Origin of the sequence: Pseudomonas sp. S3(2024), assembly GCF_036861315.1 — a bacterium.
GTDB lineage: Bacteria > Pseudomonadota > Gammaproteobacteria > Pseudomonadales > Pseudomonadaceae > Aquipseudomonas > Aquipseudomonas putida_A.
In genome coordinates, this window is the sequence record NZ_JAZAQQ010000015.1 from 50,494 (window position 1) to 76,889 (window position 26,396).

23 protein-coding genes are annotated in these 26,396 nt (G+C 58.3%); 4 read left to right on the top strand and 19 right to left on the bottom strand.

Features of this window, described 5'->3' with window-relative positions; translation table 11 throughout:
* Positions 1 to 43: 43 nt before the first annotated feature.
* Positions 44 to 1,090, bottom strand: a complete 1,047-nt coding sequence (locus tag VLA07_RS25495) for an amidohydrolase family protein (protein ID WP_442969558.1) — start codon at positions 1,088 to 1,090, stop codon at positions 44 to 46.
* Positions 1,091 to 1,220: 130 nt separating this feature from the next.
* Here VLA07_RS25495 and VLA07_RS25500 point away from each other — a divergent pair, with 130 nt between their 5' ends.
* Both VLA07_RS25500 and VLA07_RS25505 read left to right on the top strand, forming a co-directional pair.
* Complete coding sequence (locus VLA07_RS25500; RefSeq protein WP_027614046.1) at positions 1,221 to 1,637, top strand: OsmC family protein; 417 nt, start codon at positions 1,221 to 1,223, stop codon at positions 1,635 to 1,637.
* Positions 1,638 to 1,698: 61 nt separating this feature from the next.
* The gene (locus VLA07_RS25505) at positions 1,699 to 2,562 is read left to right on the top strand and encodes a pirin family protein (RefSeq protein WP_333992308.1); all 864 of its coding nucleotides are present in this window, start codon (positions 1,699 to 1,701) and stop codon (positions 2,560 to 2,562) included.
* 146 nt (positions 2,563 to 2,708) lie between these two features.
* Here the strand turns inward: VLA07_RS25505 and VLA07_RS25510 are convergent, their stop codons facing one another.
* The 4 genes from VLA07_RS25510 to VLA07_RS25525 all read right to left on the bottom strand — a co-directional run bounded on the left by VLA07_RS25510 (position 2,709) and on the right by VLA07_RS25525 (position 6,417).
* On the bottom strand, positions 2,709 to 3,437 hold the full coding sequence (locus tag VLA07_RS25510) for a dienelactone hydrolase family protein (RefSeq protein WP_333992309.1): 729 nt from the start codon (positions 3,435 to 3,437) through the stop codon (positions 2,709 to 2,711).
* Positions 3,438 to 3,505: 68 nt separating this feature from the next.
* A complete protein-coding gene (htpG, locus tag VLA07_RS25515) occupies positions 3,506 to 5,410 on the bottom strand; it encodes a molecular chaperone HtpG (RefSeq protein ID WP_333992310.1) in 1,905 nt (634 codons plus the stop codon).
* 81 nt (positions 5,411 to 5,491) lie between these two features.
* On the bottom strand, positions 5,492 to 5,944 hold the full coding sequence (locus VLA07_RS25520; protein ID WP_330207373.1) for a PaaI family thioesterase: 453 nt from the start codon (positions 5,942 to 5,944) through the stop codon (positions 5,492 to 5,494).
* Positions 5,941 to 6,417, bottom strand: coding sequence for a PaaI family thioesterase (locus tag VLA07_RS25525; protein WP_333992312.1), 477 nt, complete (start codon positions 6,415 to 6,417; stop codon positions 5,941 to 5,943). The genes VLA07_RS25520 and VLA07_RS25525 overlap by 4 nt, the downstream gene beginning before the upstream one ends.
* A 158-nt stretch (positions 6,418 to 6,575) precedes the next feature.
* Here VLA07_RS25525 and VLA07_RS25530 point away from each other — a divergent pair, with 158 nt between their 5' ends.
* On the top strand, positions 6,576 to 6,812 hold the full coding sequence (locus tag VLA07_RS25530) for a hypothetical protein (RefSeq protein WP_007962865.1): 237 nt from the start codon (positions 6,576 to 6,578) through the stop codon (positions 6,810 to 6,812).
* Positions 6,813 to 6,900: 88 nt separating this feature from the next.
* Here the strand turns inward: VLA07_RS25530 and VLA07_RS25535 are convergent, their stop codons facing one another.
* The 12 genes from VLA07_RS25535 to sdhC all read right to left on the bottom strand — a co-directional run bounded on the left by VLA07_RS25535 (position 6,901) and on the right by sdhC (position 21,433).
* Positions 6,901 to 7,302 carry an MAPEG family protein gene (locus VLA07_RS25535; protein ID WP_247267683.1) on the bottom strand — a complete coding sequence of 134 codons (402 nt, stop codon included), beginning with the start codon at positions 7,300 to 7,302 and terminating at the stop codon, positions 6,901 to 6,903.
* Positions 7,302 to 8,039 carry a DUF599 domain-containing protein gene (locus VLA07_RS25540; RefSeq protein WP_027614039.1) on the bottom strand — a complete coding sequence of 246 codons (738 nt, stop codon included), beginning with the start codon at positions 8,037 to 8,039 and terminating at the stop codon, positions 7,302 to 7,304. Before VLA07_RS25540 ends, VLA07_RS25535 begins: the two co-directional genes overlap by 1 nt.
* Positions 8,040 to 8,295: 256 nt before the next feature.
* A complete protein-coding gene (gene brnQ / locus VLA07_RS25545) occupies positions 8,296 to 9,609 on the bottom strand; it encodes a branched-chain amino acid transport system II carrier protein (protein WP_333992314.1) in 1,314 nt (437 codons plus the stop codon).
* Between the two features lie 454 nt (positions 9,610 to 10,063).
* Entirely contained in the window at positions 10,064 to 10,945 is an 882-nt protein-coding gene (gene sucD / locus VLA07_RS25550; RefSeq protein WP_003223019.1) for a succinate--CoA ligase subunit alpha, read from the bottom strand.
* Positions 10,945 to 12,111: an ADP-forming succinate--CoA ligase subunit beta gene (gene sucC / locus VLA07_RS25555; protein ID WP_222015723.1), complete on the bottom strand. Its 1,167-nt coding sequence runs from the start codon at positions 12,109 to 12,111 to the stop codon at positions 10,945 to 10,947. The genes sucD and sucC overlap by 1 nt, the downstream gene beginning before the upstream one ends.
* 202 nt (positions 12,112 to 12,313) lie before the next feature.
* Positions 12,314 to 13,750 (bottom strand): dihydrolipoyl dehydrogenase, encoded by a 1,437-nt coding sequence (gene lpdA, locus VLA07_RS25560; protein WP_007962860.1) that lies wholly within the window; start codon positions 13,748 to 13,750, stop codon positions 12,314 to 12,316.
* 97 nt (positions 13,751 to 13,847) lie between these two features.
* Entirely contained in the window at positions 13,848 to 15,071 is a 1,224-nt protein-coding gene (gene odhB, locus VLA07_RS25565; protein WP_003223011.1) for a 2-oxoglutarate dehydrogenase complex dihydrolipoyllysine-residue succinyltransferase, read from the bottom strand.
* Between the two features lie 42 nt (positions 15,072 to 15,113).
* Positions 15,114 to 17,945 (bottom strand): 2-oxoglutarate dehydrogenase E1 component, encoded by a 2,832-nt coding sequence (locus VLA07_RS25570; protein ID WP_027614036.1) that lies wholly within the window; start codon positions 17,943 to 17,945, stop codon positions 15,114 to 15,116.
* A 259-nt stretch (positions 17,946 to 18,204) separates the two neighbouring features.
* Entirely contained in the window at positions 18,205 to 18,909 is a 705-nt protein-coding gene (locus tag VLA07_RS25575) for a succinate dehydrogenase iron-sulfur subunit (RefSeq protein WP_003223007.1), read from the bottom strand.
* An 11-nt stretch (positions 18,910 to 18,920) separates the two neighbouring features.
* A complete protein-coding gene (gene sdhA, locus VLA07_RS25580; protein ID WP_007962857.1) occupies positions 18,921 to 20,693 on the bottom strand; it encodes a succinate dehydrogenase flavoprotein subunit in 1,773 nt (590 codons plus the stop codon).
* Between the two features lie 3 nt (positions 20,694 to 20,696).
* A complete protein-coding gene (gene sdhD, locus VLA07_RS25585) occupies positions 20,697 to 21,065 on the bottom strand; it encodes a succinate dehydrogenase, hydrophobic membrane anchor protein (protein ID WP_003222999.1) in 369 nt (122 codons plus the stop codon).
* Positions 21,059 to 21,433: a succinate dehydrogenase, cytochrome b556 subunit gene (sdhC, locus tag VLA07_RS25590; protein WP_016773673.1), complete on the bottom strand. Its 375-nt coding sequence runs from the start codon at positions 21,431 to 21,433 to the stop codon at positions 21,059 to 21,061. Before sdhC ends, sdhD begins: the two co-directional genes overlap by 7 nt.
* A 363-nt stretch (positions 21,434 to 21,796) precedes the next feature.
* Between sdhC and gltA the strand changes: the two genes are divergently transcribed.
* A complete protein-coding gene (gene gltA, locus VLA07_RS25595; RefSeq protein WP_003222994.1) occupies positions 21,797 to 23,086 on the top strand; it encodes a citrate synthase in 1,290 nt (429 codons plus the stop codon).
* 1,056 nt (positions 23,087 to 24,142) lie between these two features.
* Here gltA and VLA07_RS25600 read toward each other — a convergent pair.
* Positions 24,143 to 25,801, bottom strand: a complete 1,659-nt coding sequence (locus VLA07_RS25600) for a cation acetate symporter (RefSeq protein WP_097090116.1) — start codon at positions 25,799 to 25,801, stop codon at positions 24,143 to 24,145.
* The gene (locus VLA07_RS25605; RefSeq protein WP_027613950.1) at positions 25,798 to 26,109 is read right to left on the bottom strand and encodes a DUF485 domain-containing protein; all 312 of its coding nucleotides are present in this window, start codon (positions 26,107 to 26,109) and stop codon (positions 25,798 to 25,800) included. The genes VLA07_RS25600 and VLA07_RS25605 overlap by 4 nt, the downstream gene beginning before the upstream one ends.
* Positions 26,110 to 26,396 lie beyond the last annotated feature (287 nt).

The following is a 26,396-nucleotide window of genomic DNA, read 5'->3' on the forward strand; positions in this document are numbered from 1 at the left end:
ATATCAAAAGGCCTTGATACTTCGAACCCTCGGCATTAACGATTCAGCGCGGTTTCCCGGACTTTGCCGCTGTTCGCGGCAATATCGCCAGGAAGTTATCCCGGGCGACCTTACGCGCAATTTCTTCAGGCAAGGCATCAAGGAACGGCGTGAAGCTGCGCATTTCCTGACCGAGCTTGTTGAATCTGCCTACAACATCCGAACCCACCATAAAGCGCTCAGGGTATTTCTCGACCAATGCCAGCCATTCCGCACGCGGCTTGCCCTGCTCGTCCAACAGATACGGCGTGAGCATGCTCCACGACAGATCAATGAACAGATTCGGATAAGCCTCAAGCATCCGACTCACCGTCGGCAGGAGGAATTTCAGTTGCGTCTGGTGCCGATGAATTTCCGCGCTGGTGCCGGCGTGCGCCCAAATGAACCGGGTGTGCGGGTGATTACGCAGGGGTTCTTCGATTTCCTTCAAGTACAGCGGATTTTTCTCACGCTTGGAGGTGATGTTGGAATGCAGCATCACTGGCAGATCGTTTTCGGCAGCCAGGTGATAAATCCGCTTCATCGCTTCGTTGTTGGCCCGTGGCGTATCGCCAGCGGTCAACGCCGTCAGGTCGTCATGGCGGGTGAACACTTCGCCGATGCCCTGCCACAGCCCCGGATACAGATCGAGCATGCGCTGAATGTGCGCTGCGGAGTTCTTGTCATTGGGGTTGAAGCCCGACAGGAACGGATGAAAGTGCAGACGCTGCTCCGGCGTCAGTTTCTGCACGGCATCAGCGACGATCACGTCGGTGGCGCTGTACCAATAGGCATCGGCGTCATCGCCGGCGTAATAACGCGGACGCTTGGGTTCGTCCTCATGCCATTTCTTCGCCACGGGAATCCCGGAAATCATCACGTGATCGATGGAATTGTCCTTCATCGCTGTGAGCAATTTCGCCATGCCGGCGGTTTCCTGGAAAAAATCCACGTAATGCAGGTGCGCATCGCTGTAGGTGTAATCGCGCGCGCTGGCGCTACCGGCAAATGCCAGCAGGCAGGCAAGACTCAAACGAAACAAGGACACAAGTAATCTCCGGCAGGTAGGCATAGCCTAGACCTTGAGCCGATGACAAGGGTTCATCCTGTAGGAAAGTGGAACGCGGCTCTGTAGGAATGCTCTATAACTGCAAGGTCCTTTTTTGATCGCACGACTTTTTCCTACTGCCAGTGAGGTTGCCATGACTGTTACCGTCAATACCGTCTCCGCCGAAGGTTTTCGTCACACCGTACAGATCGATGACCACGAATTGTTTGCCGACGTGCCGAAGTCTGCCGGCGGCGAAGGCTCGGCCCCCGAGCCACACGACTACTTCGACGCCGCGCTCGGTGCCTGCAAGGCACTGACACTGAAGATGTACGCGAAGAAGAAAGACATCCCGCTGACCGGCGTGGGTGTCGAGGTCAAACGCGACAACAGCGAAGAGCAAAAAGGCAAATACGCCCTGCACGTGACGCTTACCCTCAAGGGCGTCCTCACTGATGCCCAACGTGAAGAGTTACTGCGCGTGGCTGATCGCTGCCCGATCCACAAACTGATGACTACCACCGACGTCAGCATCGAAACCCACGCCCCACAAGGCTTCGACAGCCAGTAATCACCCTCTTGCCAGCGGCGGGTTATGCTTCTGGCATCACCCGCTCAGCCTGGAATGCACCATGGATAAGCAACCACTGATCATCCGCCCGCGCGCCGAAGACGTCGAAGGCCAGCCGATCCTGCGCCCGCTGCCGTCAGCCAAATGCCGCAGCATCGGGCCTTTCGTGTTTTTCGACCACATGCTCGAAACGGTTTATCCAACGGGCAAAGGCATGAACATCCGACAGCATCCGCACATTGGTCTGTCGACCCTGACCTACCTGTTCGAAGGGCAGATCCAGCACAAGGACAGCCTCGGCTCCGATCAGGTGGTCAGTGCTGGCGATGTCAGCTGGATGACCGCCGGCAGTGCGATTGCCCACGTCGAGCGCACGCCCGAGCCGCTGTGGGAGCAAAGCTTCACCATGCACGGTTTGCAAATCTGGCTCGCTTCGCCCAAGGATCACGAGCAAGGCCCGGGACATTACAGCCATCACCCGGCGGCAACCTTGCCGGTCAGCGATAACCTTGGTGTGCAGATTCGGATGATCGCCGGGTCAGGCTTTTGCCTGGAATCGCCGGTGCCGGTGCTTTCTCCTACGCTGTACGCCGAAGTGAAGATGCAGACCGCCACCACTTTGCTGATCCCGACCGAGCACGAAGAACGCGCGATTTATGTGCTGAGTGGCGATGCGCAGTTGAATGGCGAGCCCCTCGAACCCCATGCGCTGGCGGTGTTGCCGGCCGGGGAACAGATGAGCCTGTTCGCCGAGAGTGACGTGCACGCGGTGGTGTTTGGCGGCGCGCCGCTGGACGGGCCTCGGCGGATCAACTGGAATTTCGTCGCGAGCGATCCGGCGGCGATTGATGAGGCGCGGCGTAAATGGGCGGCCGGGGATTGGCCGACGGTGCCGGGGGAAATCGAGCGGATCGAACTGCCCTGAGTGTTGTGTCGCTAGAGGGTAAGCCTTCGCGAGCAAGCCCGCTCCCACAGGGGGAATTGTGGTGTGTATGAGTTCTGAGTACACATCACAATCCCCCCTGTGGGAGCGGGCTTGCTCGCGAAGAGGCCAGTAAAGGCGCCGAAAAATCAGCCCTTGAACACTTCTTCCAGCAAATCATGCATCGACTTGAACGCACGCTTGGCAGTCTTCGCGTCGTACATCATCTTGTCCGGCACATTGGCATGTGGATCGGTGAACGAGTGCACCGCACCGCCATAGCTGAGCAACTGCCAATCGACCTTCGCCGCGTTCATTTCATCTTCGAACGCCGGCAATTGCTCTTTTGGCACCAACGGGTCGGAGGCACCGTGCAGCACCAGCACCGAGCCCTTGATGTTCTTTGCATCCGCCGGGTTCGGCGAGTCGAGCGTGCCGTGGAACGACACCGCCGCCTTCACCGGTGCACCGGTACGCGCCAGATCCAGTGCGCAGCAACCACCGAAGCAGAACCCGAACACCGCCAGTTTTGAGGTATCAACCGCCGCCTCACCCTGCTTCTGCAACTGCTCGAACGCTGCCTGCATGCGCTTGCGCAGCAGTGCGCGGTCGTTCTTCAGCGGCATCATCGCCGCGCCGGCCTCGTCAGCGTTCTGCGGACGTACTGCCTGGCCATACACGTCAGCAATCAACACCACGTAGCCCTTGGCCGCGACCGATTTGGCGATTTCTTCCGCCCCGGCGCTGACGCCCATCCAGTTCGGCGCCATCAGCAGGCCCGGGCGCGCGCCCTTGTGCTCGGTGTCGAACGCCAGACGACCTTCATAGGGCTGGCCATCCAGCTGATAGACCACGGAACGTACAGTAACTTGGCTCATTTCTGACTCCTGATTAGTTAAACACCAGAATGAAAAAACCCGCCGAAGCGGGTTTTTCTACAACGTGATCAAGCTGACAGTTCAACCAGCAGCTTGTTCAGACGGGTCACGTACGCGGCCGGGTCTTTCAAGCTTTCGCCAGCCGCCAGAGCGGCCTGATCGAAGAGGATGTGCGACAGGTCGCCAAAACGCCCTTCGTTCTGCTCGCCGTCGAGTTTCTCGATCAGCGGGTGGCTCGGGTTGAATTCGAAAATCGGCTTCGACTCCGGCACTTTCTGCCCGCTGGCTTCGAGGATCTGGCGCATTTGCAGGCCCAGGTCCTGTTCGCCGATGGCCAGAATGGCTGGCGAATCGGTCAGACGGTGAGAGACGCGAACCTCGGCAACGGAGTCGCCCAGCGCGGTTTTCAGGCGCTCGACCAGACCTTCTTTGGACTTGGCGACTTCTTCTGCAGCTTTCTTGTCCTCTTCCGAGTCCAGGCTGCCCAGATCAAGGTCACCGCGTGCCACGTCGACAAAGGTCTTGCCGTCGAATTCGCTGAGGTAGCTCATCAGCCACTCGTCGATGCGATCGGTCAGCAGCAGCACTTCGATGCCTTTCTTGCGGAAGACTTCCAGGTGCGGGCTGTTCTTGACCTGCGCGTAGGTTTCGCCGGTGAGGTAGTAGATCTTGTCCTGACCTTCCTTGGCGCGCGCCAGGTAGTCAGCCAGACCGACAACTTGCTCGCCGTCGTCGCCTTGGGTCGATGCGAAACGCAGCAGACCGGCAATTTTTTCCTTGTTGGCGAAATCTTCTGCCGGGCCTTCTTTCATGACCTGACCGAAGTTTTTCCAGAAGCCCTTGTATTGCTCAGGCTCGTTCTTCGCCAGTTTTTCCAGCATGTCCAGCACGCGCTTGGTCAGCGCCGACTTCATCGAGTCGATGATCGGATCTTTCTGCAGGATTTCCCGCGACACGTTCAGCGACAGGTCGTTGGAATCGACCACGCCCTTGATGAAGCGCAGGTACAGCGGCAGGAACGACTCGGCCTGATCCATCACGAACACGCGCTGCACGTACAGCTTCAGGCCTTTCGGCGCTTCACGCTGGTACAGATCGAACGGCGCACGGGCCGGCACGTACAGCAGCGAGCTGTACTCGAGCTTGCCTTCGACCTTGTTGTGGCTCCAGGCCAGCGGGTTTTCGAAGTCGTGAGCGATGTGCTTGTAGAACTCCTGGTATTCCTCGTCCTTCACTTCAGTGCGCGGACGGGTCCACAGGGCGCTGGCGCGGTTGACGGTTTCCCATTCAACGGCAGGCTTCTCTTCGCCTTCAGCGGCAGTGACTTCTTTCGGCAGTTCGATCGGCAGCGCGATGTGGTCGGAGTATTTCTTGATGATGTTGCGCAGACGCCAGCCGTCGGCGAACTCGTCTTCAGCGGACTTCAGGTGCAGGACGATACGGGTGCCGCGCTCTGGTTTGTCGATGGTGGCGACTTCGAACTCGCCCTCGCCTTTCGACGACCAGTGCACGCCTTCGCTGGCCGGAGTGCCGGCGCGACGGGAATACACATCAACCTGGTCGGCAACGATGAACGCCGAGTAGAAGCCGACACCGAATTGGCCGATCAGGTGCGAATCTTTCTTCTGATCGCCCGAGAGATTCTTCATGAAATCGGCGGTGCCCGACTTGGCGATGGTCCCCAGGTGGGTGATCACATCGTCACGGTTCATGCCGATACCGTTGTCTTCGAGGGTGACGGTCTTGGCGTCCTTGTCGAAGCTCACACGGATTTTCAGTTCAGCGCCACCTTCGAGCAACTCAGGCTTGGCCAGGGCTTCGAAGCGCAGCTTGTCGACAGCGTCAGAGGCGTTCGAGATCAATTCGCGAAGGAAGATTTCCTTGTTGGAATACAGCGAATGGATCATGAGGTGCAGCAGCTGCTTTACCTCGGTCTGGAAGCCCAGGGTTTCCTTTTGAGTTTCCACACTCATGGTCATCAAACTCCAATCAGATGGCAGTGGCCGCGACCTTGAGGGTCGGCGGCGGGTTGTTCACTGAGTTGGGGGCAGCGTTCAGGATTTCAAGGGCTCATCAATTTTGAAATGTGCACGGGCGGTGGCAATCGGTTCGCTCTCGGTGCTTTGCCAGGCCGTGATGGCGACGTTGGCCACGCGCCGGCCCTGGCGACAGACCTGACATTTGGCCCAAGTGTCGCGAAACTGCCCGGCGCGCAGATAATCCAGAGAAAAGTCGATGATCTTCGGCACCCCGGGCGAACCGGTGAAGATCAGCAAATGCAACGCGGCTGCCAGCTCCATGAACCCGGCAATCACCCCGCCATGGATCGCCGGCAATAAAGGGTTACCAATGTTGTCCTTGTTCGCCGGCAGCTTGAACAGCAATTCATCGCCGACCCGGGAACATACGACGCCGATCAGCCCGGCGTAAGGAATTATCCGCAACAACGGCGCGTAATCGCCCTGAGCGTGAGCCTGCAGCAGCTGTTGCTTCCAGTCATCGCTCATCGATTTTCTCCTTTGACCTTGCCGCCAAATCCCTGGGTACCTTTCAGGCCCTTACCCATGCGCATGAATGTACCGACGACATGGGCGATCGGCTGATTCGGGTCATCCTGATAGGCAAAGCCGCGAGCGAAGATCACATCGGTGGTGACCCGGTAACACTGGGCAAAGCCATAGACATCCTTCTTCGGCTCGGCGGCATGCATGTAGTCGATACGCAGGTCCATGGTCGGGCAGACTTCGAATTCCGCCAGCACGCACAACGTGGACATGCCGCACGCGGTGTCCATCAGCGAGGTAATGGCGCCGCCGTGGATGACCCCGGTCTGTGGATTGCCGACGATTTGCGCGTTGTACGGCAACCTCACCGTCAGCCCTTCGCTGCTGGCGCTGTGTACCGTCAAACCGAGCACCTGACAATGGCGCAGGGCCGAAAGAAATCGTGTCGCGCGCTCAAAAACGGGGTTTTCAGCCATTTGATAATTACTCTCGTTAGAGCCTTTTGCCAGTAGTAGGAAATGCCGCAAAAGTTCCACTAAAAAACAAACTTATATATCTGAACGAAATGAGGAACTTAACCTTTGGGCCAGTGCTCTTAAGGCCAGTAGTTATTTTCCATAAGGAGAAACACCCCATGCGTAAGACTTTAGCTATTGCCTTGATGTTGACCGCTTCCCTCGGTCTCGCTGCCTGCGATAAAAAATCCGAGGACAAAGCTCAAGATGCAAACCAACATGCTGAGCAAGCTCAGCAAGACATGAACAAAGCTCAGGATAAAGTGAACGACGCAGCAAAAGAAAACGCCGAAGCTGCCAAAGCTCAGGCTGAATCGAATCAAGCTGCTCAGGAAGAAGCTGCCAAGAAGCAATAATTGCGACTTGATGCAGAAAAAGAAAACCCGCCAAGTGCGGGTTTTCTTTTGCCTGTGATTTTTTGTCAGTGTTGGTTTAGAGGTTGTTTTAGAGCCATACGGTTCTAAAAGTCGGACTAATCATCAGTAACAAACTGCAGATCAGGCCGACCAGCCACACCAGGCTGCGCAGGGATGGTTTATCCGCCAGGTACAACCACACGTAAAGAATTCGCGCGATCACAAAGATGATTGCCAGGGCATCGATCAACCAGCCTTGGGTTTGCGTGGTGTGCGCCATCAGCACACCCACGGCGAACAGGATGAACGCTTCGATACAGTTCTGGTGTGCCGCCAGCGCCCGCGCGCCGTAACCAGTGAGTTGTGCCTGTTGTTGGCGCGGTAGATGGTTGTTGTAACCACCCTGCTCTTTCATGGCCTTGCCCACCGGCATGCGCGCGATGTAAATCAACAGTGCACTGATAAACACACACCAGAACGGAATACTCATCAAGCAGCCTCTTTATTGGTTTCGGGCAATGGTGCCTCTGTAGGGGTATAGACCATCACATCCAGCACGTCGGAATGAAACTCGCGGCGGTACAACACGATGACCACCCCGGCACTCATCAACATGAACAGCCACGGGCTGACAAACCACGCCAGCATGCTCATGCCGAAGTAATAAGAACGCAGACCGAAGTTGAACTGGTTCGCCGCCATCGAAATCACCCGTGCCGCCCGCAGTGCGAACGCCTTGCGCTCCTGCTCCGAGACCTGACGCTCACCGATCATCGGCGCGGAACCGACCAGCACCGCAGCAAAGTTGTACTGACGCATGCACCAACTGAACGTGAAAAACGCATAGACGAACACCAGCGCCAGACACAGCAACTTGATCTCCGACATGCCCTGCGATGCCTGCTGCACCATCGGGATATCCGCCAGCAACGACACGGCGCGCTCGGATGCACCGAGCACGGTGAGAATGCCGGCGAGGATGATCAGGGTGCTGGAGGCGAAGAACGAGGCGTTGCGCTCCAGATTGCCGATCACGCTGGCGTCGGCGATACGGTTGTCACGCAGTAGCATGCGGCGCATCCAGTCTTCGCGATACAGGTGCAGCACGCTGGCCAGGCACGCGGTGTCGCGGGCCTTCCACGACGCATAACGGGTGTAGCCGCCCCAGCAGATGACAAACCAGAGCGCGGCCAGCAGGTGGATCAGATTGGCTTGGATGAACGACATTCGTTTTCCTGTGAAGTGTGGATGCATTACCTGTAGGAGTGAGCCTGCTCGCGATTCGGTGACACACCCGGCATTGATCCGACAGGTACGACGCCATCGCGAGCAGGCTCACTCCTACATAAAATCTGTGCAGTGCTTCGACGTTAGCTCGCGGAAAAAGACACTGCCAGACGCCCATAAAAAATGCCCCGTATCGATTGATACGGGGCATTTCTGTTTAAGCGCTGAAGACCCGTTTGTGGCGGGTCAGACAACGTCAGGCAACGGCTTCGCTGCGCTTGCCCAGCAGGCGATCGCAGACCACGGCGACCACCAGGGTCATCACGCATGGCACCAGCCACGCCAGACCCTGCTCGCTCAGCGGCAGGTGCGACAGCTGCGACGGCATCCAGTCAGCCAGATCGGCGCCCTTGAGCGCGTCGATCGTGCCGAACAGGAACGAAACCAGCATGACCGGGCCGAGGATCCGCCCGTGTTCATGCCAGAAGTCCTTGCAGAAGCTCAGAGCTACCAGAACGATGCATGGCGGGTAGATTGCAGTCAGCACCGGGATCGAGAACGCGATCAGCTTGGTCAGGCCCAGGTTCGACACCAGCAGCGAGAACGCGGCGAGGATGATCACCAGGGTCTTGTAGGACAGCGGCAGCACGCGGCTGAAGTATTCAGCGCAGGCGCAGGTCAGACCGACCGCCGTCACCAGGCACGCCAGCGAGATCAGCACCGCGAGGAAACCGCTGCCCAGCGAACCGAAGGTGTGTTGCACGTAAGCATGCAGCACCGCCGCACCGTTGGTGGCACCGACCGCGACTTCGTGGCTGCCGGAGCCGAGGCGGAACAGGCTGATGTACACCAGCGCCAGACCGACACCGGCGATGAGGCCGGCAATGATCGCGTAACGGGTGATCAGCGCAGGCGACTCGACGCCACGGGAGCGGATCGCGTTGACGATGACGATACCGAACACCAGCGCGCCGAGGGTATCCATGGTCAGGTAACCATTGATGAAGCCCTGTGAGAACGGTGCCGCGACGTATTCCGGTGTGGCCTGACCGATATCACCGGCCGGCAAGGCGAATGCGGCGATGCCGAGTACCGCCAGGGCGATGATTTTCAATGGCGCGAGAAAACGCCCCACGGTATCGAGCAGACGGCCCGGATACAGCGAGATGAAGAACACCAGCAGGAAGTACACCGAGCTGTAGAGGAACAGCGCCAGCGGGCTTTCGCCGGTCAGCGGCGCCAGACCCACTTCGAACGACACGGTCGCGGTCCGCGGGGTGGCGAACAGCGGGCCGACCGCCAGGTAGCATGCCGCGGCGAGCACACCACCGGCGATCTTGCCGATCGGGCTGCTCAGCGCATCCATCGCACCACCGACCTTGGCCAGGGCAACGACGGTGACCACCGGCAGACCGACGGCCGTGATCAAGAAGCCCAGCGCCGCCATCCAGACGTTTGGTCCGGACTGCAGGCCGACGATAGGCGGGAAAATGATGTTGCCGGCCCCGACGAACAGGGCAAATGTCATAAAGCCCAGTGCCAGGATGTCCTGACCTTTCAAAACTTTCATTAAGGAAATACCACACTACTGAATCGGAATTTAGAGGGGGATTTCCCTGTGGGGTTAGGGAAATGCTGTCAGTCCGTTTGGGGCTGACCCGTTTAGCGCGTTGCATGCCTTGTGGGCGGCAGACGCAAAAATGGCTGCTAGCCTAACGAATTTGTCTGACAAACGCACTGTTTGAGGGCGAACTATCCGATACACGACGTGTCCGTGTCGCGTTTACGCATCTATTTTTCCTAACCACAACCCTGTGGCGAGGGAGCTTGCTCCCGCTGGGTTGCGAAGCAGCCCCAATGCAGACGATTGGGTTCTGGCTGTTAGATGGTTCTACGCCTGCTGCGCAGTCGAGCGGGAGCAAGCTCCCTCGCCACAAAAATGCACTCAAATCCCATATGCCAGAAACAACAAAGGCCACCCGAAGGTGGCCTTTGTCTGGTGAAGCGTCAGTCAAGCACGAGGCTTACTTGACAGCCCAACCGGTCAGCTCGGCCAGGGCCTTGCCGATGTCTGCCAGCGAACGCACGGTTTTTACGCCTGCGTCTTGCAGCGCAGCGAATTTCTCGTCTGCAGTGCCTTTGCCGCCAGAGATGATTGCGCCAGCATGGCCCATGCGCTTGCCCGGAGGAGCAGTCACACCAGCGATGTAGGAAACAACCGGCTTGGTCACGTGTGCCTTGATGTAGGCAGCCGCTTCTTCTTCAGCCGAACCGCCGATCTCGCCGATCATCACGATCGCTTCGGTCTTCGGGTCTTCCTGGAACAGCTTCAGGATGTCGATGAAGTTCGAACCCGGGATCGGGTCACCACCGATGCCGACGCAGGTCGACTGACCGAAACCGGCGTCAGTGGTCTGCTTCACAGCTTCGTAGGTCAGGGTGCCGGAACGCGAAACGATACCGACCTTGCCTGGCAAGTGAATGTGACCTGGCATGATGCCGATCTTGCATTCGCCTGGGGTGATCACGCCTGGGCAGTTAGGGCCGATCAGGGTAACACCCAGCTCGTCGCACTTAACTTTAGCGTCCAGCATGTCCAGGGTAGGAATGCCTTCGGTGATGCAGACGATCAGCTTGATGCCGCCGAACGCTGCTTCCAGGATCGAGTCCTTGCAGAAAGGAGCCGGAACGTAGATCACGCTGGCGGTAGCGCCAGTGGCAGCTACTGCGTCTTTAACGGTGTTGAACACTGGCAGACCCAGGTGCTCGGTGCCGCCTTTGCCCGGAGTTACGCCACCCACCATCTTGGTGCCGTATTCGATGGCTTGCTGGGTGTGGAAACTACCTTGCGAACCGGTAATACCCTGGCAGATAACTTTGGTGTCTTTATTGATCAGGACGCTCATTATTTGCCCTCCGCAGCTTTGACAACTTGTTGAGCAGCGTCGGTCAGGCTGGTAGCAGCGATGATGTTCAAACCGCTTTCTGCCAGTACTTTAGCGCCCAGCTCAGCGTTGTTGCCTTCAAGGCGAACAACAACCGGGATTTTCACGCCGACTTCTTTCACGGCGCCGATGATGCCTTCGGCAATCATGTCGCAGCGAACGATGCCGCCGAAGATGTTGACCAGTACTGCAGCGACGTTGGTGTCGGACAGGATGATCTTGAAGGCTTCGGTCACGCGCTCTTTGGTAGCACCACCACCTACGTCGAGGAAGTTGGCTGGCTTGCCGCCGTGCAGGTTGACGATGTCCATGGTACCCATGGCCAGGCCGGCACCGTTGACCATGCAGCCGATGTTGCCTTCCAGGGCTACGTAGTTCAGTTCGAACTTGGCAGCGTGCGCTTCGCGCGGATCGTCTTGCGACGGATCGTGGAAAGTCTTCAGCTTAGGCTGACGGTACATGGCGTTGGCGTCGATGTTGATCTTGGCGTCCAGGCAGTGCAGATCGCCGTCAGCCTTGATCACCAGCGGGTTCACTTCCAGCAGGGCCAGATCGTGATCCTGGAACAGTTTGGCCAGACCGACGAAGATCTTGGCGAACTGGGCAACTTGCTTGCCTTCCAGACCCAGTTGGAACGCCAGCTCGCGACCCTGGAATGGCTGAGCGCCAACCAGTGGATCGATAGTGGCTTTCAGAATTTTTTCTGGGGTGTCGTGAGCGATTTTCTCGATGTCCACGCCACCTTCGGTGGAAGCCATGAACACGATGCGACGGCTCGAACGGTCAACGACAGCGCCCAGGTACAGCTCTTTAGCGATATCAGTGCACGATTCAACCAGGATCTTGGTGACTGGCTGACCATTGGCGTCAGTCTGGTAAGTCACCAGACGCTTGCCCAGCCACTGCTGTGCGAAGGCCTTGGCGTCTTCTTTGTTGCGAACCAGCTTGACGCCGCCCGCTTTACCGCGACCACCGGCGTGGACCTGGGCTTTGACAACCCACTCGCTGCCGCCGATTTTTTCGCAAGCTTCTGCTGCTGCTTCCGGGGTGTCTACTGCGTAACCAGTGGAAACTGGCAGGCCGTATTCAGCGAACAGCTGCTTACCCTGATACTCGTGAAGATTCATGCTTTTTACCGTCTTCGTTAGGTACTGCGCATTCGGCGCTGCGCTCTTGATGAGTGCCGCGCCACCTGTGACTGCTGCTTGCGTAGCCTTTCCGGATACCCGGTGCAGCTACGCAAGACTGCGTCCAGCGGACATTCCGCGGTGAGACTTGCTCGCAAGGCTCACGACGGGCCGTTACCGCCGTGGTTTCTTATTGTGTGTCTTAACGCTTCTTGCGGTTGGCAATGTGGATGGCGCCGCCATTCACAGCCAGAGCAGCTTCGTGCAAGGCTTCAGACAGGGTCGGATGGGAGAAAACCATCATGCCCAGGTCTTCAGCGCTGGTGCCGAATTCCATACCGATCGCGCCCTGCTGAACCAGTTCTGCAGCGCTCGGGCCAATCACGTGCACGCCCAATACGCGGTCAGTCTTGGCATCAGCGATGACCTTGACGAAACCACCGGTATCGTTGGCGGCCATGGCACGGCCGGAAGCGGCGAACGGGAAGGTGCCGACGTTAACTTCAACGCCTTCGGCTTTCAAGGCCTGCTCGGTTTTGCCAACCCACGCGATTTCCGGGTGAGTATAAATAACCGAAGGGATCAGGTCATAGTTCATCTGAGCCTTGTGGCCCTTGATGCGCTCGACAACCATGATGCCCTCTTCCGAGGCCTTGTGCGCCAGCATCATGCCGCGAACCACGTCACCGATGGCGTAAACGCCCGGTACGGTGGTGGCGCAGTGATCGTCAACGTGCACGAAACCGCGCTCGTCCAGGGTCACGCCGCTGTCGGCAGCCAGCAGATCAGTGGTCACCGGACGGCGACCAACGGCTACGATCAGCTTGTCGAAAGTGATGGACTGTTCGCCGTTGGCATCGGTGTAGTTAACAACGACTTCGTCGCCGTTCACTTTCGAACCGGTTACGCGAGCGCCCAGCTTGATGTCCAGACCTTGCTTGGTCAGGGTTTTCAGCGCTTCCTTGGAAACAGCGGTGTCCGCTGCCATCAGGAAGGTGTCCAGTGCTTCGAGGACAACCACTTCGGAACCCAGACGCGACCACACCGAACCCAGTTCCAGACCGATCACGCCAGCGCCGATCACGCCCAGACGTTTAGGTACGGATTGGAATTCCAGAGCGCCAGTCGAATCGACGATGACTTTCTGATCGACCGGAGCCGGCGGAATGTCGATCGGACGCGAACCTGGAGCCAGGATGACGTTTTCGGCTTCGATGACTTCAACCGAACCGTCCGGCTTGGTGACTTCGACTTTCTTGCCAGCCAGCAGCTTGCCGTGGCCCTGGATCGAAGTAACGCCGTTGGCCTTGAACAGGGTGGCAACGCCGCCGGTCAGGTTCTTGACGATGCCAGCCTTGCGGCCAACCATCGCAGCGACGTCCATTTTGACTTCGCCGGTCGAGATACCGTGAACGTTGAAGCTCTCTTTGGCTTCCTTGTACTTCCAGGAGCTGTCCAGCAGCGCCTTGGACGGAATGCAGCCGACGTTCAGGCAAGTACCGCCGAGGGCCTGTTTGCCTTCAGCGTCGGTGTACTTCTCGATGCAGGCAGTGGTGAGACCCAGCTGCGCGGCCTTGATGGCAGCTACATAGCCGCCAGGGCCGGCACCGATCACTACTACGTCAAATTTCTGCGACATTCAAAAAATCCTCTTTAGCGAAAAGCTTCAAGCCGCGCGCTGCGGGCCGTACCGCCGTTGCCGACGATACGCCACCCGCAGCGCATGGCTGCTTCTATCAGATATCCAGCAACAGACGAGCCGGATCTTCCAGCAGGTTCTTGATGGTCACCAGGAAGGTTACAGCTTCTTTGCCATCGATCAGACGGTGATCGTAGGACAGTGCCAGGTACATCATCGGACGGATCACGACCTGACCGTTGATGGCCATAGGACGCTGGATGATGTTGTGCATGCCCAGAATCGCTGCCTGCGGCGGGTTGACGATCGGAGTCGACATCATCGAACCGAAGGTACCACCGTTGGTGATGGTGAAGGTACCGCCGGTCATCTCTTCCATCGACAGTTTGCCGTCACGGGCTTTCTTGCCGAACGTGGCGATGCCGCCTTCGATTTCAGCCAGGCTCATCAGCTCGGCGTTACGCAGAACCGGAACGACCAGACCACGGTCGCTGGAAACGGCAACACCGATGTCGGCGTAGCCGTGGTAAACGATGTCTGCACCGTCGATCGAAGCGTTGACCGCCGGGAAGCGTTTCAGCGCTTCGGTGGCAGCCTTGACGAAGAACGACATGAAGCCCAGGCGTACGCCGTTGTGGGACTTCTCGAACAGGTCCTTGTACTTCGAACGCAGCGCCATGACTTCGGTCATGTCGACTTCGTTGAACGTGGTCAGCATTGCCATGTTCGACTGGGCTTCAACCAGACGCTCGGCAACCTTGGCACGCAGACGGGTCATCGGTACGCGCTTCTCAACGCGATCACCGGCAGCGAATACCGGAGCAGCAGCGGCTGGAGCAGCGGCTTTTGCAGGAGCAGCAGCCGGAGCGGCTTTCTTCGCGGCTACAGCAGCGACCACGTCTTCCTTGGTCACACGACCGCCTTTGCCGGTACCGGCAACGGAAGCGATGTTGATGCCGTTTTCTTCAGCCAGCTTGCGCGCAGCCGGAGCAGCAACAGGATCGTCTTCGCCTTCGGCAGCAGCCGGGGCAGCGGCAGCAGCGGCCGGAGCAGCAGCGGCGGCTGGAGCAGCGGCAGCAGCGCCGCCCGCTTCGATGGAGCCCAGGACTTCGTCGGACAGAACGGTGTCGCCTTCGTTTTTGACGATTGCGCCCAGCACGCCGTCAGCGGTCGCCAGCACTTCCAGTACGACTTTGTCGGTTTCGATGTCGACGATCAGGTCGTCACGCTTGACGGCGTCGCCCGGTTTTTTGTGCCAGGTGGCAACGGTGCCATCGGCAACCGATTCCGGGAAAGTGGGGGCTTTGATCTCGATAGCCATTATCTGTGGTTCCTTAAATTCGGTTTCAGGTGCGCGAAGGCGTTAAACGGTAAACGCGTCTTGCAGCAGTTTTTCCTGCTGCTCGGCGTGCATCGATGCGTAACCACATGCTGGGGCAGCAGAAGCCTCGCGGCCCGCGTACTCGAGTACGAGAGACTTGTCGAGGTTACCGATGCTGCGACGCAGGTGATGCTGGCTGCAGTACCAGGCGCCCTGGTTCATCGGCTCTTCCTGACACCAGACGGCATGCTTGACGTTGGTGTAAGGCGCCAGGACTTCTTTCAAGTCGTCCTCAGGGAATGGATACAGCTGCTCGATACGCACGATGGCGATATCGTCACGGCCTTCGGCACGACGTTTTTCCAGCAGGTCGTAGTAGACCTTGCCGCTACACAGAACAACGCGCTCGACCTTTTTCGGGTCCAGGGCATCGATTTCCGGGATCACGGTCTGGAACGAACCTTCAGCCAGATCTTCCAGGGTCGAGACGGCCAGCTTGTGGCGCAGCAGCGACTTCGGCGTCAGCACTACCAGAGGTTTGCGCAGCGGGCGAATCACCTGACGACGCAGCAAGTGGTAGATCTGGGCCGGGGTGGTCGGCATGCACACCTGAATGTTGTGCTCGGCGCACAGCTGCAGGTAACGCTCAAGACGAGCCGAGCTGTGCTCAGGGCCCTGACCTTCGTAGCCGTGTGGCAACAGCATGGTCAGACCGCAGAGACGGCCCCACTTGTGTTCGCCGCTGGTGATGAACTGGTCGATAACAACCTGTGCACCGTTGGCGAAGTCGCCGAACTGGGCTTCCCAGATCACCAGCGCGTTTGGCGTGGTGGTCGAGTAACCATATTCGAAGGCCAATACCGCTTCTTCCGAGAGGAACGAGTCGTACAGGTCAAAGCGTGGCTGACCGTCGTACAGGTTCTGCAGCGGAATGTAGGTGCCCGCGTCTTTCTGGTTGTGCAGTACAGCGTGACGGTGCGAGAACGTACCGCGGCCGATGTCCTGACCGGTCATGCGGATCGGGTGACCTTCGAACGCCAGGGTCGCGTACGCCATGGTTTCGGCGTAACCCCAGTTGATCGGCAGGCCGCCGGCTTGCATCTTCTGACGGTCTTCGTAGATCTTCGCGACCTGACGCTGCACCACGAAGCCTTCCGGAATTTCCAGCAGCTTGGCGGACAGTTCCTGCAGGGTCTTCAGGTCGAAACGGGTGTCGTGACGCGCAGTCCAGGCGTGGCCCAGATACGGACGCCAGTCCACGAACAGCTCTTTGTTCGGCTCTTTGACCAGCGATTTCACTACGTGCAGACCGTTGTCCAGCGCATTGCGGTACTCGTCGACCTTGGCCTGAACACGTTCAGCGTCCAGTACACCGGCCTGAGTCAGGCGATCAGCGTACAGCTCACGGGTGGTGCGCTGCTTGGTGATCTGCTGATACATCAGCGGCTGGGTGCCGCTTGGCTCGTCGGCCTCGTTGTGGCCGCGACGACGGTAGCAGACCAGGTCGATCACCACGTCACGCTTGAACTGCATGCGGTAATCGATGGCCAACTGGGTCACGAACAGCACGGCTTCCGGATCATCACCATTCACATGGAGGATCGGCGCCTGGATCATCTTCGCAACGTCGGTGGCGTACTCGGTGGAACGCGAGTCCAGCGGGTTGCTGATGGTGAAACCGACCTGGTTGTTGATCACGATGTGCACGGTACCGCCGGTCTTGAAACCGCGGGTCTGCGACATCTGGAAGGTTTCCATGACCACGCCCTGACCTGCGAATGCAGCGTCACCGTGGATGGAGATCGGCAGCACCTTCTCACCGGTCGGGTCGTTACGACGATCCTGACGGGCGCGAACCGAACCTTCTACCACCGGGGAAACGATTTCCAGGTGGGACGGGTTGAACGCCATGGCCAGGTGAACTTCACCGCCAGTGGTCATCACGTTGGACGAGAAGCCCTGGTGGTATTTGACGTCACCGGAACCCAGCTCGACCTTCTTCTTGCCTTCGAACTCGTCGAACAGCTCGCGCGGGTTCTTGCCGAAGGTGTTGACCAGCACGTTCAAACGGCCACGGTGGGCCATGCCGATGACGACTTCCTTGGTGCCGTAGGAACCGGAACGCTGGATCAGCTCGTCGAGCATCGGGATCAGGCTTTCGCCGCCTTCCAGACCGAAACGCTTGGTGCCCGGGTATTTGGTGCCCAGGTATTTTTCCAGGCCTTCACCGGCAGTCACGCGCTCAAGCAGGTGGCTCTTGATGTCGGCGGAGTACGTCGGACGACCACGCACGCTTTCCAGACGCTGCTGGAACCACTGGCGCTGCTCGGAATCGGTGATGTGCGTAAATTCAGCGCCGATGGTGCGGCAATATGTCTGCTGCAACGCTTCGTGAATTTCGCGTAGGCTCGCTTCCTCTTTGCCGATGAACAGGTCGCCGGCACGGAAGGTCGTATCAAGATCGGCATTGGTCAAGCCGTAATGATTGATCGACAGGTCTGCAGGTGCAGGACGCTGCCACAGCCCCAGCGGGTCAAGCTGGGCTGCCTGGTGGCCACGCATACGGTAGGCCTGGATCAATCGCAGCACTTCAACTTGCTTCTTCTCGTGCTCACTGCTCACGCTCCCGGCGGAAACCGGTTGAGCGCGGCGCTGGTTCTTTGCCAGCAGCACGAAATGATCGCGAATTGTGGAGTGCGAAACATCAGTGGCAGAGCTGCCGTCGGCAGGCAGCTTCTGAAAGTAGGTGCGCCACTCTTCTGGCACAGCGTTAGGGTCGTGCAGGTAGAGCTCATAAAGCTCTTCCACATAGGCAGCGTTTCCACCTGAAAGGTAGGCGCTGTTCCACATGCGCTGCATCACGCTTTCTTGCATGCTTGGTCACCCTCGGTTAGGGGAACACCATCGGCGTCAATACCGAGCAAACTTGCAGAAGTCCGAATGCAGCGACCAAAACAAGCCACTTAGGATCACGCTGATAGTCCGGGTACCAGCCCGGATGCCCCTGCTTGTCTCATTTCTTCAAAATAAGAGCTGCAGCTTGTGGCTACTGCTCTGGTTATAGCCATGACGCGGGTTGAAGCCCGCGCCACAGCCTCTTCGTTACAGCGGTTCTACGGTTACAGCAGCTGAATCACACGCCGCTCGAAAGCAGCATGTTACGGATGTGACCGATGGCCTTAGTCGGGTTCAGGCCTTTCGGACATACGTTGACGCAGTTCATGATGCCCCGGCAGCGGAAGACGCTGAACGGGTCATCGAGCGAAGCCAGACGCTCGGACGTCTTGGTGTCACGGCTGTCTGCCAGGAAGCGGTACGCTTGCAGCAGGGCAGCCGGGCCCAGGAACTTGTCCGGGTTCCACCAGAAGGACGGGCACGAGGTCGAGCAGCAGGCGCACAGGATGCACTCGTACAGACCGTCGAGCTTTTCACGCTCTTCAGGGGACTGCAGACGCTCGATGGCCGGAGCCGGCGTGTCGTTCTGCAGGTAAGGCTTAACCTTCTCGTATTGCTTGTAGAAGATGCTCATATCGACAACCAGGTCACGGATGACCGGCAAACCTGGCAGCGGACGAACGATCAACTTGTTGCCTTTTACGACAGCGGACAGCGGCGTGATGCACGCCAGGCCGTTCTTGCCATTGATGTTCATGCCGTCGGAGCCGCAGACGCCTTCACGGCAAGAGCGACGATAGGAGAAACCCTCGTCCTGCTCTTTGATCAGGGCCAGCACGTCCAGCACCATCAGGTCTTTACCACCGGTATCGACCTGGAATTCCTGCATGAACGGCGCAGCGTCCTGATCAGGGTTGTAGCGATAAACACTGACTTGCAACATGGCGATCACCCTTAATAAGTCCGGACTTTAGGTTCGAAAGTCGGAACAGTCTTCGGCGAGAAGTTTACGGCACGCTTGGCGACGCGTTTCTCACCCGGGAAGTACAGGGTGTGGCATAGCCAGTTTTCGTCGTCACGGTCTTCGAAGTCTTCACGGGCGTGAGCGCCGCGGGACTCTTTACGCACTTCGGCCGCGATGGCGGTAGCTTCAGCCACTTCCAGCAGGTTTTGCAGTTCCAGAGCTTCGATACGCGCGGTGTTGAACGCTTGCGACTTGTCGTTGATCTTCACGTTGGCGATGCGCTTGCGCAGATCGGCCAGCTGAGCGATACCCTTCTGCATGTATTCGCCAGTGCGGAATACACCGAAGTAGTTCTGCATGCAGCTTTGCAGCTCGCGACGCAGGGTAGCCACGTCTTCGCCATCGGTACGGCCGTTCAGCGCGTTCAGACGCGACAGGGCAGCTTCGATGTCGGCTTCGGTAGCGTCGTCGTATTCGATGCCGTCGGTCAGCGCCTTTTCCAGGTGCAGGCCGGCAGCGCGGCCGAATACCACCAGGTCGAGCAGCGAGTTGCCGCCCAGACGGTTGGCACCGTGTACCGATACGCAAGCCACTTCACCTACCGCGAACAGACCAGGAATGATCTGATCCACGCCTTCGGCGTTCTGGGTGATCGCCTGACCATGAATGTTGGTGGCAACGCCGCCCATCATGTAGTGGCAGGTCGGAACAACCGGAACCGGAGCAACCACCGGGTCAACGTGTGCGAAAGTCTTCGACAGTTCGCAGATACCTGGCAGACGGCTGTGCAGCACTTCCTCGCCCAGGTGGTCGAGTTTGAGCATTACGTGGTCGCCATTCGGACCGCAACCGTTGCCGGCGATGATTTCTTTAACCATCGAGCGGGCAACCACGTCACGACCAGCAAGGTCTTTCGCGTTCGGAGCATAACGCTCCATGAAACGCTCGCCGTGCTTGTTGATCAGGTAACCACCTTCACCACGGCAACCTTCGGTCACCAGTACACCGGCGCCAGCGATGCCGGTCGGGTGGAACTGCCACATTTCGATGTCTTGTACCGGTACGCCAGCACGCAGCGCCATGCCGACGCCGTCACCGGTGTTGATCAGGGCGTTGGTGGTGGAGGCGTAGATACGGCCAGCACCGCCAGTAGCCAGTACGGTGGCCTTGGCGCGAATGTACGAAGTTTCGCCGGTTTCGATGCAGATCGCGATCACACCGACAAACTCGCCTTCCTGGTTTTTCACCAGGTCGACAGCGTAGTACTCGTTCAGGAACGTGGTGCCGGCTTTCAGGTTGCCCTGATAAAGGGTGTGCAGCAGTGCGTGACCGGTACGGTCGGACGCTGCGCAGGTACGGGCAGCCTGACCACCCTTACCGTAGTCCTTGGACTGACCACCGAACGGACGCTGGTAGATACGGCCTTGCTCGGTACGCGAGAACGGCAGACCCATGTGGTCCAGCTCGAAAACGGCAGCCGGGCCTTCCTGACACATGTATTCGATAGCGTCCTGGTCACCGATGTAGTCGGAACCCTTGACGGTATCGTACATGTGCCAGCGCCAGTCATCGTTCGGGTCAGCGGACGCGATCGCGCAGGTGATGCCGCCCTGGGCGGATACAGTGTGCGAACGGGTCGGGAAAACCTTGGTGATCACCGCAGTCTTGTGACCGCCCTGCGCCAGCTGCAGCGCAGCGCGCATGCCGGCACCGCCGCCACCAATAATGATGGCGTCGAAAGAAATCGTTGGAATGTTAGCCATGACTCAGATACCCCAGAGAATCTGCACACCCCAGACGAAGTAAGCGAACATCGCAACGCCGCATACTGCCTGGAAAAGGAAACGTATAGCCGTCGCGGACTTGCCGAACGCCATTGGCGTCAGGTAGTCAGTCGCGATGGTCCACATGCCGACCCAGGCGTGAGCGCCGAGAGCAACAAGGGCCAGGAGGCTGAAAATACGCATCCCGTTGTGGGCGAACAGTTCATGCCACTGGGCGTACTCGAGGCCTGGGTGGGCCACGACGTATCCGATCAGAAAAATGAAGTAAGCCGCGAGAACGACCGCCGACACACGTTGCGCCATCCAGTCATAGAGGCCCGAACGCGAGAGGTTCGTGACGTTAGTTACCATATCCAGACTCCTGCCAGAACGATTACCACCACGGAAACGGCGATAACGATTTTCGAGCCCAGCTTGCCGCCTTCCAGCGTCTCACCGATGCCCATGTCCATGATCAAATGGCGCACACCGGCAACCAGGTGATACAGCAGAGCGGACAGGATGCCCCAAATCACTAGCTTGGCTAGCGGACTGGTCAGACACGCTTTCACCTGACCGAAGCCTTCCTCGGAGCTCAGCGACTTGTCCAATGCGTAAAGCATGATGGCAAGGCACACGAAGAGGATGACACCGGAGATACGGTGAAGAATGGACGTGTAAGCAGTGACTGGGAGTTTGATGGTCCTTAGGTCTAGGTTTACAGGTCGTTGGCTTTTCACGGCTTTTTTTTCACACTGAAGAGCCCCTAACAATCAGGGCAAAGTTGTTGGGGAGTGCACTGGTCAGGTAACCACCACCCAGGGATGCGACCCCCAATGAAAGCAAGCCCAAAAGCCCTTGGCGGTCGGTGGCCGAGTATAGACAGTTAGGCTACTAATGACAACGCAATCACCTACCCCAAATAGCTGATTGCACAAGTCGTATAAAAGGCGTAAATGGCAGTCAATTTCGAGGAAAAAGTGCGCTTAAAGCCTTCTGGAGCAAGACTTTAGGCAAATTGACATTCGAATTTATCTCACTATAGTGGTGCGGGCCCTGCGTGGGGGGTCTGTCTGATGGTTCAAGCATAAATAGGAGGCCACATGGCTGACAAAAAAGCGCAGTTGATCATCGAGGGCGCAGCCCCCGTCGAGCTGCCCATTTTAACCGGCACCGTTGGTCCCGATGTAATCGATGTTCGGGGCCTGACGGCCACGGGCCGCTTCACTTTCGACCCGGGCTTCATGTCGACCGCCTCGTGCGAATCGAAGATCACCTATATCGACGGCGACAACGGCATTCTGTTGCACCGCGGCTACCCGATCGAACAGCTGGCTGAAAAGTCGGACTACCTGGAAACCTGCTACCTGCTGCTCAACGGCGAATTGCCGACTGCAGAACAGAAGGCCCAGTTCGTCAGCACCGTGAAAAACCACACCATGGTTCACGAGCAGCTGAAAACCTTCTTCAACGGCTTCCGTCGCGACGCCCACCCGATGGCCGTCATGTGCGGCGTAGTCGGCGCCCTCTCGGCCTTCTACCACGACTCCCTGGACATCAATAACCCGCAGCATCGCGAAATCTCCGCGATCCGTCTGGTTGCCAAGATGCCAACCCTGGCAGCGATGGTTTACAAGTACTCCATGGGCCAACCCATGATGTACCCGCGCAACGACCTGACGTACGCGGAAAACTTCCTGCACATGATGTTCAACACCCCGTGCGAGATCAAACCGATCAGCCCGGTACTCGCCAAGGCCATGGACCGGATCTTCATCCTCCACGCCGACCACGAGCAGAACGCATCGACGTCCACCGTGCGCCTGGCAGGTTCCTCGGGTGCCAACCCGTTCGCCTGTATCGCCGCCGGTATCGCCGCACTGTGGGGCCCTGCCCACGGCGGTGCGAACGAAGCCGTTCTGACCATGCTTGACGAGATTGGCGATGTGTCCAACATCGACAAGTTCATCGCCAAGGCCAAGGACAAGAACGATCCGTTCAAGCTGATGGGCTTCGGTCACCGTGTTTACAAGAACCGCGACCCTCGCGCGACTGTCATGAAGCAGACCTGCGACGAAGTACTGAAGGAACTGGGCATCAACAACGATCCGCAACTCGAACTGGCCATGCGCCTGGAAGAGATCGCGCTGACCGACCCGTACTTCATCGAGCGCTCGCTGTACCCGAACGTCGACTTCTACTCGGGGATCATCCTCAAGGCGATCGGCATTCCTACCAGCATGTTCACCGTGATCTTCGCACTGGCCCGTACTGTGGGCTGGATTTCGCACTGGAAAGAAATGCTCTCCAGCCCGTACAAGATTGGCCGTCCGCGCCAGTTGTACACTGGCTACGAGTCGCGTGATATCACCAAGCTGGAAGACCGCAAATAAGGCTTGTCTTGCGATAACGTCTTGAAGTTGTACCCGGAAACGGCCTCTTATATAGAGGCCGTTTTTGTTTGTCTGGTCGCAGCGGCCTGTGGGCCGACTGGCTTTTGGGCGTTTGTGGGCATATCCGTTGCTTCGGGTGCTGCCGCTGGCGGTTTCGCTCTTACAGCGAGTCACCTTTTCCAAACGCCGAAAAGGTAACCCAAAAGGCTTTGCCCCGGCGTACGGCACTTCGCTGAGGCTCAGTGTTCCCTCGCTACGGTGTCCATCCGGGGGCATCGCCTCCGGTTTGCTTCGCTGCACCTCCTCTCGATGTATGCGGCTCCGCCGCATGGCGCTGCGCGCCTAACCCCCTGATGGACACCTACGCTCGGCCTGCCGAAGGGGCAAAAGATCAAAAGCCAAAGCAAGATCAAAAACCAGATCAAGAGCCCCTCACCCTAGCCCTCTCCCGGAGGGAGAGGGGACTGATCGCGGTGTTTGGGAGAGTTACGCCGACGTGAAACACCCTGTCGAACTCAGGTTCTGAAAGGCTCAAAAATCGGCTCCCTCCCCTCGGGAGAGGGCTGGGCGGGCGGCGTTCCGATGAGGGGTAGATCCAACACAGAACACAAGCCGACCGCATGCTTTTCCACCACTCAACAGGATGAGCGCAAGCTCGGCTGCAGCTTTTGATCTTGATCCACGGGCGACGTCGGAAGGCTGAGTGGAGGGCTTGATCCGGGGGTGGGAGCGCAGCGACCGTTTGGCGCAGCCAAACACAGCGAGAGGAGGTGCAGCGAAGCAAACCGGAGGCGCTGCGCCCGGATCAATCCCGGAGCGAAGGGACCCCGAGCCTTAGCGAGCGGGCCGAACGTAGGAGCAAGCGTTTTTTTGCTTACTTTTTTTAGGCGTTTGTAAAAAAAGTGAGTCGCCGTAAGGGCGAAACCCTAAGCCGCCGTTACCGCAGCAACGGATATGTACCCAATAACCACCAAGGCCCGAGCCCGATAACCGCCCACAAAAAAAATGCCCCGATCTCTCAACCAGGGCATTTCACTCAAACCACGTAATCAGCGCTTAGTGCGAAACCGCCCCACTCGCCCCCAACCCCGTCTGCGAACGCACAAACTGCGGGAAGAACAGCGCCCGCTCGTTTTCGGCCGCCGCCGACTTGTCAGTAATCGAGAAGAACCAGATACCGATGAACGCAATGATCATCGAAAACAACGCCGGGTACTCGTAAGGGAAGATCGCCTTCTCATGATGCAGAATCTGCACCCAGATGGTCGGGCCAAGGATCATCAGCCCCACCGCACTCACCAGCCCCAGCCAGCCACCGACCATCGCACCGCGGGTGGTCAGCTTCTTCCAGTACATCGAAAGCAACAGCACCGGGAAGTTGCAGCTCGCCGCGATGGAGAACGCCAGGCCGACCATGAACGCGATGTTCTGGCTTTCGAACAGGATGCCCAGACCGATCGCCAGCACGCCCAGGGCGATGGTGGTGATCTTCGACACGCGAATTTCATCCTTGTCGTTGGCCTTGCCCTTCTTGATCACGCTGGCATACAGGTCGTGCGACACCGCCGAAGCACCGGCCAGGGTCAGACCGGCCACCACCGCCAGAATGGTCGCGAACGCCACCGCCGAGATGAAGCCGAGGAAGATGCTGCCACCCACCGCGTCAGCCAGGTGCACCGCCGCCATGTTGTTGCCGCCGAGCAGAGCGCCCGCCGCATCCTTGAAGGCCGGGTTGGTGCTGACCAGCAGGATCGCGCCGAAGCCGATGATGAAGGTCAGGATGTAGAAGTAACCAATGAAGCCGGTGGCGTACAGCACACTCTTGCGCGCTTCTTTCGCATCACTCACGGTGAAGAAGCGCATCAGGATGTGTGGCAGGCCGGCAGTACCGAACATCAGGGCCAGACCGAGGGAAAACGCCGAAATCGGATCTTTCACCAAACCGCCCGGGCTCATGATCGCTTCACCTTTAGGGTGAACCTTGATCGCTTCGGAGAACAGCATGTTGAAGTCGAAGTTGACGTGCTTCATCACCATCAGCGCCATGAACGAGGCACCGGACAGCAACAGCACCGCCTTGATGATCTGCACCCAGGTGGTCGCCAGCATGCCGCCGAACAGCACGTACATGCACATCAGGATACCGACCAGAATCACCGCCACGTAGTAGTCGAGACCGAACAGCAGCTGGATCAGCTTGCCGGCACCAACCATTTGCGCGATCAGGTAGAACGCCACCACCACCAGCGAACCGCAGGCAGACAGGGTGCGGATCTGGGTTTGCCCGAGGCGGTAGGACGCCACGTCGGCAAAGGTGTATTTACCCAGGTTACGCAGGCGCTCGGCGATCAGGAACAGAATGATCGGCCAGCCCACCAGGAAGCCGATCGAATAGATCAGGCCGTCGTAGCCGGAGGTGAACACCAGCGCGGAAATCCCCAGGAAGGACGCCGCCGACATGTAGTCACCGGCAATCGCCAGTCCGTTCTGGAACCCGGTGATCTTGCCGCCCGCCGCATAGTAGTCGGCGGCCGACTTGTTGCGCTTGGACGCCCAGTAGGTGATGCACAAGGTGGCGCCGACGAACACCACGAACATGGCGATCGCGGAAACGTTGAGCGGTTGTTTGTGGACTTCGCCGGTCAAGGCGTCAGCGGCCCAGACGGCTGGAGCGAACGCTGCGATGCTCAAAAGAGCCAGTAGACGCCGGATCATTGCTGAGCCTCCTTGAGAATCGCATTGTTCAGGTCGTCAAACTCGCCATTGGCGCGTCGTACGTAGATCGCGGTCAGGATGAAGGCCGAGACAATCAGTCCGACACCGATCGGTATGCCCCAGGTAATCGACGACCCGGGACTGAGTTTCGCCCCGAGCACTTGCGGCCCGTATGCGATCAGCAGGATGAATCCGGAGTACAGCCCGAGCATGATCGCCGAGAGTATCCAGGCGAACTTTTCTCTTTTTCGCACCAGCTCCTTGAAGCGCGGGCTGTTTTGAATCGAGAGGTAAATGCTGTCGTTCATTGTTTTTATCCTCGCAGCACAGATTATTGTTGGAACGTATCCACTGTATGCGGCTGCGGAACGGGTTCCAGACGACCTTAGTATTAGAACGACATGACGTTTTCGCCAATTTTTGGACGGTAATTAGCCGAAAGAGTTGGAAAGAGGCTTTGAAACAGCCGTAAACCCTGCAGGTGAGGGTTGCCCAGAAACAAATGTAGGAGTGAGCCTGCTCGCGATGGCGTTGTATCAGTCGACATTTGTATCAACTGAAAGGACGCTATCGCGAGCAGGCTCACTCCTACAGG